The following is a 13,887-nucleotide window of genomic DNA, read 5'->3' as shown; positions in this document are numbered from 1 at the left end:
AGCAAGAAAGACGAGGACCGGTTAAGGTCCTCGTCTTTTATTTGGCTTTATTTTTAATTAATGCCTCAATTTTGTTTGCTTGATCTCCTGCATTGTCCTGTTCCATTGAATGAATATATGTCTCGCGATTCTGATACGTCTCACGAACAGATTTCATAAAGGATTCTTCAGTAAGATCTTCTTCTAATAGTACATTAGCATAACCAGATTTCTCAAAAGATTGTGCGTTCAAGATCTGATCCCCTCTGCTTGCTGCTCTCGATAGTGGAATAAGTAGCATTGGTTTTTTTAAAGCAAGGAATTCAAAGATTGAGTTTGAACCTGCTCTTGAGATAATCAAGTCTGCCATTGCTAACAAGTCAGGTAGTTCGTCTGTTACATATTCAAACTGCTTATATCCATTCATTTGAGAAGAGGAGTCTACCTGCCCCTTACCAGTTAGGTGGAGAATATCAAACGTTTTTAGAAGCTCATCAAGCTGGTTTCGAACTGCTTCATTAATTCGTTTTGCTCCTAGACTTCCTCCCATAATAAGCATGACTGGTTTGCTACCGCTAAACCCTGCAAAGGATAAGCCTTTTGCACGGTTTCCACTCTTTAACTCGTCTCGAACGACTGCGCCGATGTACTCAGCTTTATTTTCAGGAAGGTGTTTCACCGTTTCTGGGAATGTAGTACACACCTTTGAAGCAAAAGGAATCGCAACTTTGTTTGCAAGTCCTGGAGTTAAATCTGATTCGTGAATAATAACAGGTACGTTATTCATTTTTCCTGCGATCACAACAGGAACAGAAACAAACCCACCTTTTGAGAAGATCACAGATGGTTTTTCCCTTTTAATTATAGAGAACGCCTCTCCAACGCCTTTAATTACCTTAAAAGGATCCTTGAAATTATTCCAATCGAAATACCTGCGTAATTTTCCTGTCGAAACATGATGATACGTTACACCTTTAAGTGGTTCAATCAACTGACGTTCAATTCCTTTTTCTGAACCAATATAATGAATGTCCCAGTCATCCTTAAGAAAACGTGGAATAAGAGCTAGATTAACCGTTACATGACCGGCAGAACCGCCACCAGTAAATAAAATTTTCTTTTTCAACGAGATTTCCTCACCTTCAACAATTGTCTTGCTCATTTTATTCATTCTCCCTATTGTATCATGATTAAAAAAGCAACAAAGAGTACAATTTAAAATCCAGAAGATTCACAGCATACGAGCGGAGTGATACAATAAGTGAACAATTGACATTACATAAAAGGGGAGAACATCATTGGGAACGCTTTGGTTTGGTGGGAAAATATATACGCTTGATCAAGAGAATGAGACGGTAGAAGCAGTGTACACAGAGAACGGCCGCGTTAAGAAAACAGGTACTGAATCTGAACTAAGATCTCTTTTTGGTAGTCAAATAAATGAGCGTCGTGACCTGAAAGGGCACGTTATGATTCCGGGTTTTGTTGATAGTCACCTTCATATGATCGGTCATGGAGAGAAGCTTCTGCGTTTGGACTTGTCACAGTCTGAATCAGCCGAACAAATGAAAGGTCTGCTTCTTGAGAAAGTAAGAGATGCGTCTTCAGATGAGTGGATTATTGGTGAGGGATGGAATGAGAATAACTTCTCTGATCGAAAGATTTTTCATCGTGATGAACTTGATGAAATTGCGCCAAGCCATCCGATGATGCTAACGCGTGTTTGTAGACATGCGATTCTCGCAAATTCCATAGCACTTGAGTTAGCTGGTATCACCAATGAGACACCAGATCCAGAAGGTGGCGTCATTATGCGTGATAGTAATGGCAAAGCGACAGGATATCTACTTGATCGCGCTCAAGAGCTAGTGAAAAATGCAATGCCAGAAGTGAGTATGGGTTTCCTTGAACGGGCCCTTTCGTCTTCAGTTGACGATCTTGTATCAAAAGGCATCACAGGTGGTCATAGTGAAGACCTGAATTACTATGGGGGCTTTACGAGAACATATGAAACCTTCACGAATGTAATCAACGGTAAACGGAAATTTAGAGCGAATTTACTAGTTCATCATGAAGTTATTGACGAGATGAGAAGGCAAGGATTAGGGTTCGGGGATGGAACTGAATACGTCGAACTTGGTGCAATGAAAATTTTCGCTGATGGTGCGCTTGGAGGACGGACAGCTTTACTAAGTCATCCATACAATGATTCTCCTGATACATCCGGAGTTGCGATACATAGTATTAAAGGTTTAACAGCGCTCGTTAGAGAAGCTAGAACCCATAATATGCCTGTTGCGATCCATGTAATTGGAGATTTAGCACTGGAATATGCGATTGAAGCGATTGAACAATTCCCTGCCCCTAATGGATTGAGAGACCGTTTGATTCATACGCAGGTTGTTCGAAAAGACTTAATCGATCGCCTAAACCAACTTTCTGTGATTCTTGATATTCAGCCAAGATTTGTTGCATCTGATTTCCCGTGGGTGAAGGAGCGTCTAGGAGAAGAGCGAATGACATTGTCATTCGCTTGGAAAACACTATTAGATAGTGGAATTCCAATTGCAGGTGGATCTGACGCACCAATAGAGCCAGTTGATCCGTTACTTGGCATTCATGCAGCAGTTACAAGGAAACGTCCAAATGATATCCATGAAGGATATTATCCAGAACAAAAGCTATCTATGTTTGAAGCTGTTTCCCTATTTACTAAGGGGAGTGCCTACGCGATTGGGAGAGAGAATGAACGTGGGAAAATTAAGGAGAACTTTGATGCTGATTTTACTGTTCTAAACCGTGATATATTCGCATGCGATCCTGACCTACTTTTACAAACAAAAGCAGTCATGACGGTGATTGATGAATCAGTTGAGTATAGTAATTTTGATTAGCTTAATGACTGATACAATTATCAAATTGAAAGGAGCACCGCTACATATGCAGCGGTGCTTCTTTTTGGTTGGTTCTTTTCTAATAGGTGGTTGTTTTTGAAAAAGGATTTGTATAAAAAGCCAAATTTAGCTGATTTGAGCGGAAGGAGGCTCACCGCCCGCCCCGCGGAAAGCGAGCATCCTGGAGCGGTAATCAACCACTACTTTTCAATATGAATGATCGAGATTTTTACAGGAAACTTCTCTGTACTTTATGCCAGAAAGAATTATCCTTCAGCTTCACCGTTTTGATTCGTCTTTCAGGGATGTGGATGTTAATTTCTTTTGCATGCTGTATACTTAACGCTTCATTATCTATTCCAATAACTGGATAATCGTTACCGTCCTTGATAACCTGAAGTGTAAGAGATCTTTCATCGCTTAGTACGAATGGTGATCCTAGTGTTCGATAGTGGTTATTATTTAGCGAAGCAAGCTCACTAACCTGCATACAAGCAAGTTTAGGATCAATAACTGCTCCGTTCACTGATTTGTTATACGCTGTGCTCCCAGTAGGGGTTGAAACAATTAGTCCATCTCCACGGAATGTTTCAAAATGAAAATCTTCTACATAAACTTCCATCGCAAGCGTTTTGATAATAGAAGATCGAATGGTACATTCGTTTAAACAGTAAAAAGAGGATTCGTTGTTTACCTTTACTTCAATAGTAGGATATCGACGAACTTCAATGCCCTCGGACAGTACATCTCCTACCATGTCCTGCAAGTTATCGATGTGAAAGTCGCAATAGAAGCCTAACTCTCCTGTTGAAATTCCTACATAGAGGCAGTCTTCTCGAAATCCAGTTTGTCTTACTGCTTGTAGGAAAGCGCCATCCCCACCTATGCTTGCAATAATGCTTGCATCTTTAGCATCTTCAACGAGATGGAAATCGTTTTTTTCGGCAAGTGCTTTTAGTGGTTCTACTTTCTCCTGCAGTTCTTTTGTTTGTTTATAGAAAAAGAATAAATTACGGCGATTTGGCATCTGAATTCCTCCCTATCCAACTGTTATTCTTCTTTACTTTATCATTCTCTCTTTTTAGAAAAAAGAAAAAATTAAATTTTGTAATCGATTACTGCTTAGTTTAGCGCTTCTTCTTGAAATGATACAACATGTCATTTAGAAGTGCGGTTCCTTATTTTGTGTGGTATTCTCGACAATATGAAACCAATATTATGGCTTCAACGTACATACTATAGCATCAGGATATAGAGGAGGCTTACTATGAATGGAAAACGGTGGATAGCGCTTGGCATAACTGTCGTACTGATTATCGTATCACTTGGGTTTAATTTGGTATCCAGTCTTGCTTTCGGGGGATGGAAAGAAGAAATAAATTCTTCGGATCAGTTCGCTGAGACGGTCATTGAAGAAGGTAGTGGTTTGAATAAGATCGCAGTGTTAAATGTGGAAGGCGTTATTCAGGATAACGGCGCGAATACTAGCTTTTTGCCACAGGCAGGCTACAATCACGATGTGTTTCTTAAGCGGCTTGAGCATGCAGGGGACGACAACAGTGTTAAAGGAATTATTCTTCGATTGAACACGCCGGGTGGAGGAGTGGTTGAAAGTGAAGAGATCTATGATGAAATCTTAGAGTTAAAAGAAAAAACGGATAAGCCTATATATGTATCAATGGGTAGTATGACAGCATCTGCTGGGTATTACATATCTGCTCCTGTTGATAAGATTTATGCCAGTCCTTCAACAATAACAGGTTCAATTGGCGTTATCATGCAGTCAATGAACTACTCTGAACTTGCAGAGAAAGTTGGTGTGAAGTGGGAAACTATAAAGAGTGGCCCTCATAAAGATATTATGTCTCCTAATCGTGAGATGACTGAGGAAGAACGTGATATTCTACAGTCGATGATTGATAATTCTTATGACGAATTTGTCCGAGTAGTTAGTGAAGGTAGAGACATGGATGAGAGCAAAGTTCGAGAGCTTGCTGACGGAAGAATCTACGATGGAAGACAGGCAAAGGATGTTGATCTTGTTGATGATCTTGGCAACCTAGAAGACACCTTCGAAGCGATGAAGAAAGACTTAGGGGATAGCAATCTTCAAGTTATTCAGTACAAACAGAACCTAGGTTTTAATTCATTATTCGAAATGACAGCTGCCAAATTAATGGGGCCAGATAAAGACCTACTAGGTATTCAGCAGCTCCTGTCTACGCCGCAATCACCGAAACTAATGTATTTATACTCTGAATAAGGAGGCAGGCAGAATGGACGAAACAATGAATACAACTGCCCCTCCTGCATCCGTTTCTAATGAATTGTCGAACGTTCGATTTGCTGGATTTTGGATGCGTTTTTGGGCATATATAGTCGATATTATTGTTGTAGCAAGTCTTAATGGTATTTTAATTACTCCTGCTATAAGAGGGTTTGATATCCCTGCAGGTGAACCGGCATTTTTACCACTTCAAGCCATTTTAACAGGAACTGTCTATTATGCTTATTTTATCTTAATGACGAAGTTTCTGTCTCAAACGCTTGGGAAGATACTTTTCGGGTTAAGAGTTGAGTCTGATAAAGTTGCTAAGTTAACATGGGGAACTGTTATTTTCCGAGAAGGTATTGGCCGTTTTATTAGCAAAACCATCCTTTTTGTCGGATTTATAGTAGTGGCATTCACAAAGAAGAAACAAGGGATACATGATCTATTTGCAGATACGATAGTTGTTCATGAAAAATAACGTTTAGTGTATAAACCTGTCCACACTGGGCAGGTTTATTCTATGTGGCATTTTTCTGCTTATTAATCATTCGTATTTAAAAAGGTGCTTTATAAATCAGCCTAAGAATAAAAAGGAGGGGCATGTTTATTGATTATAGCAATTGTTGCTGTATTTGGTTTGCTTCTAATTGCTTCCGTGCCTCTCATTATCTTTTCAACTGTTAAAGTCACAGTAACAATTGAACATTCGAGAGCTGTAGAGGAGCTACAGATCGATGTTAAGGCGCTGTTTGGTCTATTGTTTTACTCTACAGCTATTCCGCTTAAAGAGCTGCTAGAAAGCGGAGAAGAAGCAATTAAAGATAAAGCTGAAGAAACAACTTTTAAAGGGGACATACAAGAACTTTTGAAATTATTTAAAAAAACGCATGGAGCGAAAGATGCTATTCAATTTATTCTAGAGAAAACAAGTGTAAGAAAAATTCAGTGGGAAACTAATTTTGGAATGACCAACGCAGCAAATACGGCGGTGGGAGCTGAGCTACTGTTAAATGCAAAAATTGCTTTATTTGCGCTTCTATCTCACTATTCGAACTTACTTACCGTTCCCCAATTAATTGTTACACCTATTTATGAAATGAAAACAATCCAAACTTATATTAAATGCATGATCACCTTTAAACTGGGGCATGCTATGATCGCGGTAATTAAATTAATGAAGTCTCAGAAGAATATTCAAGGGACTTAACGGTCTAGTAGGTGAAGGAGGAAAACGATATGGCTGAACACCCAATTGAGGGACTTATGCAAACTGCAATGGAGAACCTTAAAGACATGATCGATGTGAATACAATTATCGGAGATCCTGTTGAAACGCCTGATGGCAGCGTTATTCTAACAGTGTCAAAGGTAGGATTTGGCTTCGCAGCAGGTGGTAGTGAATTTATGTTGAAACAACAGTCGGGCTCGAGCCGTGATCAGAATCAAAGCAAGGGAGAGCCATTTGGAGGCGGTAGCGGTGGAGGTGTGTCCATCACTCCAATTGCATTTTTAATTGTTAGCGCAGGCGATATTAAAATGATACATCTTGATAACACAACACATCTATATGAACGCTTATTGGACCTTGCACCTCAAGCGATTGAAAAGGTGCAAAGTATGCTTCAGAATATGAACAAAGATTCCAAAGAGAAAAAGGATCAATCAAATGGCCAACAAGCCGGTGTACAAAAACAAAGTTCTCACTCAAAGAATCTTTTTCGTTCGCAACAACGTGGGCAACAGGATGATGAGAAACAGGATTTAAACTTCTAAGTCGCTTAGATCTAAGCGACTTTTTATTATGGAACAAATGATAACCCTATTAGCTAATTTCTTGAATTCTAACCTCAGCACATATATGATGAAAGCAGTCGTACATACGACCAATTATAAAGGAGGTATGAACATGGCTAACATTACATTTAAAGAAAACCCGATGACACTACTCGGTGAAGAAGTGAAAAAGGGTGATAAAGCTCCAAACTTTACAGTATTAGCTAACGATTTATCAGAAAAAACACTTAATGACTATGCAGGTGTACGTATTATCAGTGTAGTTCCATCACTTGATACTGGTGTTTGTGATGCTCAGACGCGTAAATTTAATGAAGAAGCAGCTGATCTTAACAATGTTAACGTGTTAACGATTAGTGCTGACCTTCCATTCGCACAGAAGCGCTGGTGTGGTGCTGCAGGCATCGAGAATGCCATCACATTATCCGATCATCGTGATCTATCATTTGGTAAGGCGTTCGGTGTTGCAATTAAGGAACTTCGCTTGTTGGCACGTGCAGTTTTTGTTGTCGATAGTAAAGATGAAGTGGTTTATGCAGAGTACGTAAGCGAAGCAACAAACCATCCTGATTATGAAGAAGCATTAAATGCAGCTAAGCAAGCTGAATAAAACAATGAAAGTAGAAAAAGACTTCGATGAAATAACTCATCGAGGTCTTTTTTTAGGGATCTTTAATCATCTGCAATAATGCAAGATTATTCAGCATTGTTGCGAAAGCGTTCAAGACTGTTTACAATAGAGACGGCGAACTGATAGGAGGCCAAATAATGTCTGATATGACTGTAGAAGCTTTATATAAAGTACTAGATGAATCGACACTCGTTATTCAAAATAAATTAGAAATGTCATATCTTGAAGCGCTCGTTGAGACGGGTTTAAATCTATTTGAAAATAAGGTGCTTCAAGAAGAGTTAGATGCAGATACTGTTGTGCGTCTTAAAAATCTGTATGACTCATGTGATTTAGAGGATGTTGAGAAAGAAACCATCCGAAAAGGAATCCAGCTCGCCTTACTTAAGGGGATGAAAAAGGGTATCCAACCTCATCATGCAATGACACCAGATAGTGTTGCGCATTTAATTGGATACCTTGTGAAAAAATATAAAGATGTATTAGAACTTGACGAAATGAAAATTCTTGATCCTGCAGTAGGAACAGGAAATTTGTTAACTTCTGTTCTCAACCAGTTGGAGGGAGAGGCTGTCGAGGCATTTGGTGCTGAACCAGATGACTTATTACTGCACCTAGGATTCGCAAATGCTAATTTGCAGAAACACCAGGTTGAGTTTCTTCATCAAGATAGCGTGAAGCCACTCTATATTCCTCAGGTGAATACGGTTGTTACGGATCTTCCTGTAGGGTATTACCCACACGAGGAAGCTGCTGCAAATTACACGTTAAAAGCTACTGAGGGTATGTCTTACGTCCATCATCTTCTCATTGAGCAGAGTTTAAATATGACAGAAGACTCAGGAATGCTCTTCTTTATGATTCCAAACTTCCTTTTCGGCGATGATGGCGCGAAACAAGTAAGGAATTTGTTGAATGAACGTTCTGTCATACACGGTATTATTCAATTACCAACTAGCCTTTTTGCGAATGAGTCTCAAGCAAAGAGCATTTTAGTTGTTCAGAAAAAAGGTGAACATACGTTAAAACCAAAGCAGGTAATGATGGCGAAATTACCATCTTTCTCCAACCGTGAAGCAATGTTAAACATGATGCAACAAATTAATGGTTGGTTCTCACAGCTTTCATAACGTATATGAAACGTTTACAAATCTGAATTGGCGGAATACTTATATGTAAGCGGTTTTCGCCTTGAATAAAGTAATGGTCGGTGTTTAAATAATAAGAGTGTTAAAAAGATAGAAGGGACTTTCCCTTCTATTTTCGTGTCGTACGCCAATTTATCATTAATTGAATTAAAGGAGCTGTCACATATGGCGAAAATAATCGCAATCAACGCCGGTAGTTCTTCATTGAAGTTTCAACTTTTAAATATGCCGGAAGAAACTGTTATCACAAAAGGACTCGTCGAACGAATCGGCCTTGATGACGCCATTTTTACAATAGAAGTGAACGGTGAGAAAAATGAAGAAATAACAAATATTCCTGACCATGCAGTGGCAGTTAAAATGCTTCTGGACAAGCTTATTAATTTCTCAATCATCTCTTCTTACGATGAAATAGAAGGTGTCGGACATCGAGTAGTTCACGGTGGAGAGAAGTTCAATGACTCCGCGATGATTACTGAAGAAGTATTAGAAGGTATTGAGGAAGTTTCTGAACTTGCTCCATTGCATAACCCTGCTAACCTTGTCGGGATCCGTGCATTTCGTGAAATCCTTCCAGACGTTCCATCCGTTGCTGTATTTGATACTGCTTTTCATCAGGCAATGCCGGAACAGTCTTACTTATACAGCCTGCCTTATGAGTATTATGAAGATTTTGGAATTCGTAAGTACGGTTTCCACGGTACTTCTCATAAGTATGTTTCAGAAAGAGCAGCTGAAATGCTCGGTCGTCCATTAGATCAATTGCGTTTGCTTTCTTGTCACCTTGGAAATGGTGCAAGTATTGCAGCAATTGAAGGTGGTAATTCAATTGATACGTCGATGGGCTTTACTCCACTAGCTGGTGTAACAATGGGAACTCGTTCTGGTAACATTGATCCAGCCTTGATTCCATTCATTATGGAGAAAACAGGGCAATCTGCTGAAGAAGTAATGAATACGTTAAATAAGAAGAGTGGACTTCTAGGCGTTTCTGGATTCTCAAGTGACCTTCGTGATATTACAACTAAGGCTGAAGAAGGTAACGAACGTGCAGAACTGGCACTTGAAGTATTTACATCACGTATTCACAAATACATCGGATCATATGCAGCTCGTATGTCTGGTCTTGATGCCATTATCTTTACTGCTGGTATTGGTGAAAATAGTGAGGCTGTTCGAGCTCGTGTTCTTCGCGGACTTGAATTCATGGGTGTGTATTGGGATCCAGCTCTTAACAAGGTAAGAGGAAAAGAAGCATTCCTTAACTATCCTCATTCACCTGTTAAGGTCATGATTATTCCGACAAATGAAGAAGTTGTTATTGCAAGAGACACAGTTAGACTTTCTAAATAAAATAGGTTCCTTTTAAAAGATGGTTGTTTCTTAAAGAGGAATTGTGTAAAAAGATTTACACTTGGCTGATTGGAGCGGAAGGATGCTCGACTCCTGCGGGACTAGCGGGACAGGTGAGACCCCACAGGAGCGTTAGCGACGAGGAGGCTCACCGCCCGCCCCGCGGAAAGCGAGCATCCTGGAGCGGAAATCAACTACTACTCTTATCGCAGCTATTTCTAAAAATACTGTCTAAATATATTAGAGCATCCATTCGGGTGCTCTTTTTTGTTTTACACCTTTATTGGAAGTTTTCAGTTGGAAAAGCTACAATATAAGAAAGAGTTTGAAGGGAGCGAATACTTTGGCCTGGACAGAAAGAGAACAAAAAAAGCTGAATGCAATTAAACAATGGGAACAAGAGCATTTTGCGCAAAGTGCAACTGATATAGAGCGTACCTTTCAGAAGTGGTATGATTACAAAATTAATCAGTTGGAACCTGCAACGAAAAATCGCGTTTATTCAGTAATTGACTCTGCTCTATTTCATATGCATTCTTTTATTCAGAATTCCCAATCGCAGGTTGATGCGAGCCATCGATTATTAACGGAAGCCCGATTATTCAATTCAGAAATTGAACAGATTCAGGACATGCAAGAGTTAACGATTGATCAGCTTAATTATATTGCAGATCAACAAATTGCAAGGCAACGGATGGTTTCGTTTGCTCAGGGTGGGCTCGCTGGTACGGGCAGTCTGCTTTTATTAGGTCTTGATTTGCCAGCTGTATTAGCCATAAACCTTAGAACGGTACAATTAATTGCGATGACTTACGGTTATCCAGTGAATTATCCTTCCGAAATGATGATAGCGCTTAAAGTTTTCCATATGGCAACACTTCCTAAAGGGATGCAGGAAAAAGCCTGGATTTCTCTTGAAGAAGAGCTTAATGATGAACAAGCTCATCCTTATTTTTATGAAGGCCCCGAGGAGATTGCTGATGCAAAATGGATTCAGGGTCCAATGAAACAAGTTGTAAAAGGAACAGTGCTAATGATGCTACGGAAAAAGATTATCCAGGGAATACCTCTTTTCGGTATTGCTATTGGTGCAGGAGTAAATTACAGATTTACAAGATCAGTTAGCGAAACCGCTCATCATTTTTATCAAAAACGCTTTTTATCAGAGCTAGAGAGGAGCGAAAAGAATTGAGTGCAAGTGAACACAAGAAAGAAGCGCCCTCTTCTGTAAGATGTTTCATTATTACAGTAAGTGACACTAGAACGCTTGACACAGACAAAAGTGGTCAGCTAATCGCATCTATGCTTACTGAGAGTGGTCACGTGGTTCTGGACCGAATCGTCGTTAAAGATATCCAAGAGGACATTAAGGATGCCATACAAAGCGCAGTTAGCGCTAACGAGATAGACACAGTTCTTTTAAATGGTGGAACTGGAATAGCAAGAAGAGATGTTACATATGAAGTGGTTGAATCATTACTTGAGAAAGAGCTTTCTGGATTTGGCGAGTTGTTTCGAATGATTAGCTATACAGATGATATTGGAACTCCTGCTATGCTAAGCAGAGCGATAGGTGGCGTTGTTGGAGATACTGCAGTGTTTGCAATGCCTGGATCTTCAGGAGCAGTTAAGCTTGCCATGTCGAGACTACTGTTACCTGAACTTCCACATATTATTAGAGAGCTAACTAAATGAAGAGGTCGATCCTTTTGGTTTGTAATTAGAAACGAACAGCTGCTTACGATACCAGAGCCATAAATCATTAATAATAGAGGCGAGTTCAGCTATTTGTGTGTTTAAAAGACAGGAATGATTGAAATTAGCTTCCTCGCTTAATTTTTCTTGTTTATGACAAATCATTTGTTCAAGTTCAGCAATGCGATCGGGGATTGAACTTTTAATTTGTTCCCATTTAAAAAGTATTTCCTCCTGGTCTGCTATTGAAAGGTTCTCCCAGCTGTCTTCCAGTATGGGAATTGTAATTTGCAGCCGATGATCATATTGAAATAAATACATAACATGCATCTCCTTTAAATTGGAAATAAACAAGTCCAATCTCATAAGTAATCTTAAGTGTTATCGGAAACAATACGAAGGCAAGAGTCCGAAATCACAGGAGGTTGCTCATATGCCTGATAAGAGAAACGAACTAATTTATGATGAAAGTGGCGAAATGGCTGTTCATCAACAGCTAAGTGAATCCTACCAAAGTGGGGTTATTGATCAGGAAGAAAGTAAAGAAAAAGCAAAGAAAATGCCACGTAAGCCTGATCGAAAAAGTTACTATTAGAAACCTGAAAGTTCATGCTATATAGCATGAACTTTTTTTGTTAGTGGTAGTGAAAGGTTGCTTTCGTATACATAGTTGCTATAAAGCGTTTGATTTGCGCTCCGTAGCTTGGTGTGGTTTTTATACAGAACCTCTTTCAAAACTATACTTCTTTAGAAAAGGGTCTAGTGGAAAGGTGTATAAAGAAAATCAACGCGCCACCTTTCGAAAAACAAGATACCCTACGCTTGTCACAATAAATGACAGGAATCCTGGAGAGTATGTTGTTGGGAGTAGAAGGTAGAGAAGGAGTCCAGAACATATAGCCAAAAACCCTGGACGATTTATAGTATTGGTGTGTTCAGTTAGTTCCTGAAGCATTTCTGATGTGAATCGTCCTTTTTTCACCACAATAAAGTCACTAACGATCACTGCTGAGAGTGGAATAACAAATGCACCTAGAAATGAGATGAATTTCTCGGCTTGATCAACAAATTCTGGAAAACTGCTTAGTAGTACAGCAGCACAACCAAGCAGTAGCGCGCTTCTTACTCTACCTAGAGAAGGAAAGGTATTAAGGAGACTATACCCTCCAGTGTAGGCATTACTAATGTTAATCATAATCATCGAGCATAGAGCTGATGCGAATATAAGGGTTAGTAGCAAGGTAGAATTTGTCTGTTGGCTGGTGATTAAAAAAGGGTTCCATGTTCCAGCAACGGCAGCAGTATATGCACCTAGCAATGCTGTTAGGGAAAAACCAATCGTATTGCCTGAGAATATTCCCCAGAAAGCATGACCTGTTGATTTCGCGTAGCGTGCCATGTCAGATGAACTGCTTACTCCCGACACATATTGAACAAAAGCAAGACTCGAAAAGAAAAGAAAAGAGCTTAAATCTGGCTTCTCATTCATGGAGATAATGGACGAATAGCTGTTCCCTTCAACTGAAGTAGTGAAATAGACAAAGAACATCGCCACTCCTCCTGCGAAAAGAAGCGGAAGAAAATATTTTGTTACTTTTTTAACAGCATCAAATCCTACTAGTGCAAGTGCTGCCATGACGGCTGCGAGAACTAAAGCGGTAGGCAGGAAAGGAAGGTGAAAGTTAAAAGCGCGTTTTATTAGTTCTACAACCATATAAGTACCGCCGATCGTTTGAACAGCGAACCAATAAAGCGAGGTAATCGTTCTAACAGGGGAGGCGAAGTACTGTGCTCCCTTAAAACCGACAAACGATCTGACAGCATATTGAGAAGGGATTCCTCTACGAGCACCTGGAAAAGAAAGATAGGAAACGAATAGAAAAGCAATGGTTGCACCAAGGATTGTTGATAGAACTGCCCAAACAAAACTAAGACCACCCTCAAGTACGGCAAGAGCGGGAACGAGGAAATTACCAGCGTTGACGGAAACAGTCATTTGAATCATGGCGTATTCGTACCAGGAAGTTGTTCGTAATTTCTCAGGTACTGATTCTAGTCCATATCGCTCGATTTGGATGCTAGATGTTTGTTTACTAAGTGTACTCATGTTTTCTCCTTTAG

15 protein-coding genes are annotated in these 13,887 nt (G+C 39.7%); 11 read left to right on the top strand and 4 right to left on the bottom strand.

Annotated elements, in window-relative coordinates:
- Positions 1–37 precede the first annotated feature (37 nt).
- Positions 38–1,105, bottom strand: a complete 1,068-nt coding sequence (locus FBF83_RS18010) for an undecaprenyldiphospho-muramoylpentapeptide beta-N-acetylglucosaminyltransferase (protein WP_276528447.1) — start codon at positions 1,103–1,105, stop codon at positions 38–40.
- 172 nt (positions 1,106–1,277) lie between these two features.
- Here FBF83_RS18010 and FBF83_RS18005 point away from each other — a divergent pair, with 172 nt between their 5' ends.
- Complete coding sequence (locus FBF83_RS18005; protein WP_136948541.1) at positions 1,278–2,873, top strand: amidohydrolase; 1,596 nt, start codon at positions 1,278–1,280, stop codon at positions 2,871–2,873.
- A 229-nt stretch (positions 2,874–3,102) separates the two neighbouring features.
- Here FBF83_RS18005 and FBF83_RS18000 read toward each other — a convergent pair whose 3' ends face one another.
- On the bottom strand, positions 3,103–3,900 hold the full coding sequence (locus tag FBF83_RS18000; protein WP_136948540.1) for an NAD kinase: 798 nt from the start codon (positions 3,898–3,900) through the stop codon (positions 3,103–3,105).
- Positions 3,901–4,140: 240 nt separating this feature from the next.
- Here FBF83_RS18000 and sppA point away from each other — a divergent pair, with 240 nt between their 5' ends.
- The 9 genes from sppA (at position 4,141) to FBF83_RS17955 (ending at position 11,766) form a co-directional block, all read left to right on the top strand.
- The gene (sppA, locus tag FBF83_RS17995; RefSeq protein ID WP_136948539.1) at positions 4,141–5,136 is read left to right on the top strand and encodes a signal peptide peptidase SppA; all 996 of its coding nucleotides are present in this window, start codon (positions 4,141–4,143) and stop codon (positions 5,134–5,136) included.
- Between the two features lie 13 nt (positions 5,137–5,149).
- Positions 5,150–5,623 carry an RDD family protein gene (locus FBF83_RS17990; RefSeq protein ID WP_136948538.1) on the top strand — a complete coding sequence of 158 codons (474 nt, stop codon included), beginning with the start codon at positions 5,150–5,152 and terminating at the stop codon, positions 5,621–5,623.
- A 129-nt stretch (positions 5,624–5,752) separates the two neighbouring features.
- Positions 5,753–6,352, top strand: coding sequence for a DUF2953 domain-containing protein (locus FBF83_RS17985; RefSeq protein WP_136948537.1), 600 nt, complete (start codon positions 5,753–5,755; stop codon positions 6,350–6,352).
- 29 nt (positions 6,353–6,381) lie between these two features.
- Positions 6,382–6,918: a GerW family sporulation protein gene (gene ytfJ, locus FBF83_RS17980; protein ID WP_136948536.1), complete on the top strand. Its 537-nt coding sequence runs from the start codon at positions 6,382–6,384 to the stop codon at positions 6,916–6,918.
- A gap of 133 nt (positions 6,919–7,051) precedes the next feature.
- A complete protein-coding gene (gene tpx, locus FBF83_RS17975; RefSeq protein ID WP_136948535.1) occupies positions 7,052–7,549 on the top strand; it encodes a thiol peroxidase in 498 nt (165 codons plus the stop codon).
- A 167-nt stretch (positions 7,550–7,716) separates the two neighbouring features.
- Positions 7,717–8,700 carry a class I SAM-dependent methyltransferase gene (locus FBF83_RS17970; RefSeq protein ID WP_136948613.1) on the top strand — a complete coding sequence of 328 codons (984 nt, stop codon included), beginning with the start codon at positions 7,717–7,719 and terminating at the stop codon, positions 8,698–8,700.
- A gap of 183 nt (positions 8,701–8,883) precedes the next feature.
- The gene (locus tag FBF83_RS17965) at positions 8,884–10,071 is read left to right on the top strand and encodes an acetate kinase (RefSeq protein ID WP_136948534.1); all 1,188 of its coding nucleotides are present in this window, start codon (positions 8,884–8,886) and stop codon (positions 10,069–10,071) included.
- Positions 10,072–10,414: 343 nt separating this feature from the next.
- A complete protein-coding gene (locus FBF83_RS17960) occupies positions 10,415–11,263 on the top strand; it encodes an EcsC family protein (RefSeq protein WP_136948533.1) in 849 nt (282 codons plus the stop codon).
- Positions 11,260–11,766 carry a MogA/MoaB family molybdenum cofactor biosynthesis protein gene (locus tag FBF83_RS17955; protein ID WP_136948532.1) on the top strand — a complete coding sequence of 169 codons (507 nt, stop codon included), beginning with the start codon at positions 11,260–11,262 and terminating at the stop codon, positions 11,764–11,766. Before FBF83_RS17960 ends, FBF83_RS17955 begins: the two co-directional genes overlap by 4 nt.
- On the opposite strand, the gene FBF83_RS17950 is transcribed toward FBF83_RS17955, so the two are convergent.
- Positions 11,755–12,087 (bottom strand): hypothetical protein, encoded by a 333-nt coding sequence (locus FBF83_RS17950; RefSeq protein ID WP_338109133.1) that lies wholly within the window; start codon positions 12,085–12,087, stop codon positions 11,755–11,757. The two genes, FBF83_RS17955 and FBF83_RS17950, sit on opposite strands and share 12 nt — an antisense overlap.
- Positions 12,088–12,199: 112 nt before the next feature.
- On the opposite strand from FBF83_RS17950, the gene FBF83_RS21005 reads away from it, so the two are divergent.
- Positions 12,200–12,361: a hypothetical protein gene (locus tag FBF83_RS21005; protein WP_169525619.1), complete on the top strand. Its 162-nt coding sequence runs from the start codon at positions 12,200–12,202 to the stop codon at positions 12,359–12,361.
- A gap of 189 nt (positions 12,362–12,550) precedes the next feature.
- Here FBF83_RS21005 and FBF83_RS17945 read toward each other — a convergent pair whose 3' ends face one another.
- The gene (locus tag FBF83_RS17945) at positions 12,551–13,873 is read right to left on the bottom strand and encodes a purine-cytosine permease family protein (RefSeq protein ID WP_136948531.1); all 1,323 of its coding nucleotides are present in this window, start codon (positions 13,871–13,873) and stop codon (positions 12,551–12,553) included.
- Between the last annotated feature and the right edge of the window lie 14 nt (positions 13,874–13,887).

Origin of the sequence: Guptibacillus hwajinpoensis (assembly GCF_005144865.1) — a bacterium.
Lineage (GTDB): Bacteria > Bacillota > Bacilli > Bacillales > Guptibacillaceae > Guptibacillus > Guptibacillus hwajinpoensis_A.
Note: the sequence above shows the minus strand (reverse complement) of the source record. Positions and strands in the feature narration are given on the sequence as shown.

What these genes read in the sequence shown, in the direction of transcription:
- FBF83_RS18000 (WP_136948540.1), bottom strand. Translation starts at nt 3,900, where the DNA reads ATGCCAAATCGCCGTAATTTATTCTTTTTCTATAAACAAACAAAAGAA.
- sppA (WP_136948539.1), top strand. Translation starts at nt 4,141, where the DNA reads ATGAATGGAAAACGGTGGATAGCGCTTGGCATAACTGTCGTACTGATT.
- FBF83_RS17990 (WP_136948538.1), top strand. Translation starts at nt 5,150, where the DNA reads ATGGACGAAACAATGAATACAACTGCCCCTCCTGCATCCGTTTCTAAT.
- ytfJ (WP_136948536.1), top strand. Translation starts at nt 6,382, where the DNA reads ATGGCTGAACACCCAATTGAGGGACTTATGCAAACTGCAATGGAGAAC.
- tpx (WP_136948535.1), top strand. Translation starts at nt 7,052, where the DNA reads ATGGCTAACATTACATTTAAAGAAAACCCGATGACACTACTCGGTGAA.
- FBF83_RS17970 (WP_136948613.1), top strand. Translation starts at nt 7,717, where the DNA reads ATGACTGTAGAAGCTTTATATAAAGTACTAGATGAATCGACACTCGTT.
- FBF83_RS17965 (WP_136948534.1), top strand. Translation starts at nt 8,884, where the DNA reads ATGGCGAAAATAATCGCAATCAACGCCGGTAGTTCTTCATTGAAGTTT.
- FBF83_RS17950 (WP_338109133.1), bottom strand. Translation starts at nt 12,087, where the DNA reads ATGTATTTATTTCAATATGATCATCGGCTGCAAATTACAATTCCCATA.
- FBF83_RS21005 (WP_169525619.1), top strand. Translation starts at nt 12,200, where the DNA reads ATGCCTGATAAGAGAAACGAACTAATTTATGATGAAAGTGGCGAAATG.
- FBF83_RS17945 (WP_136948531.1), bottom strand. Translation starts at nt 13,873, where the DNA reads ATGAGTACACTTAGTAAACAAACATCTAGCATCCAAATCGAGCGATAT.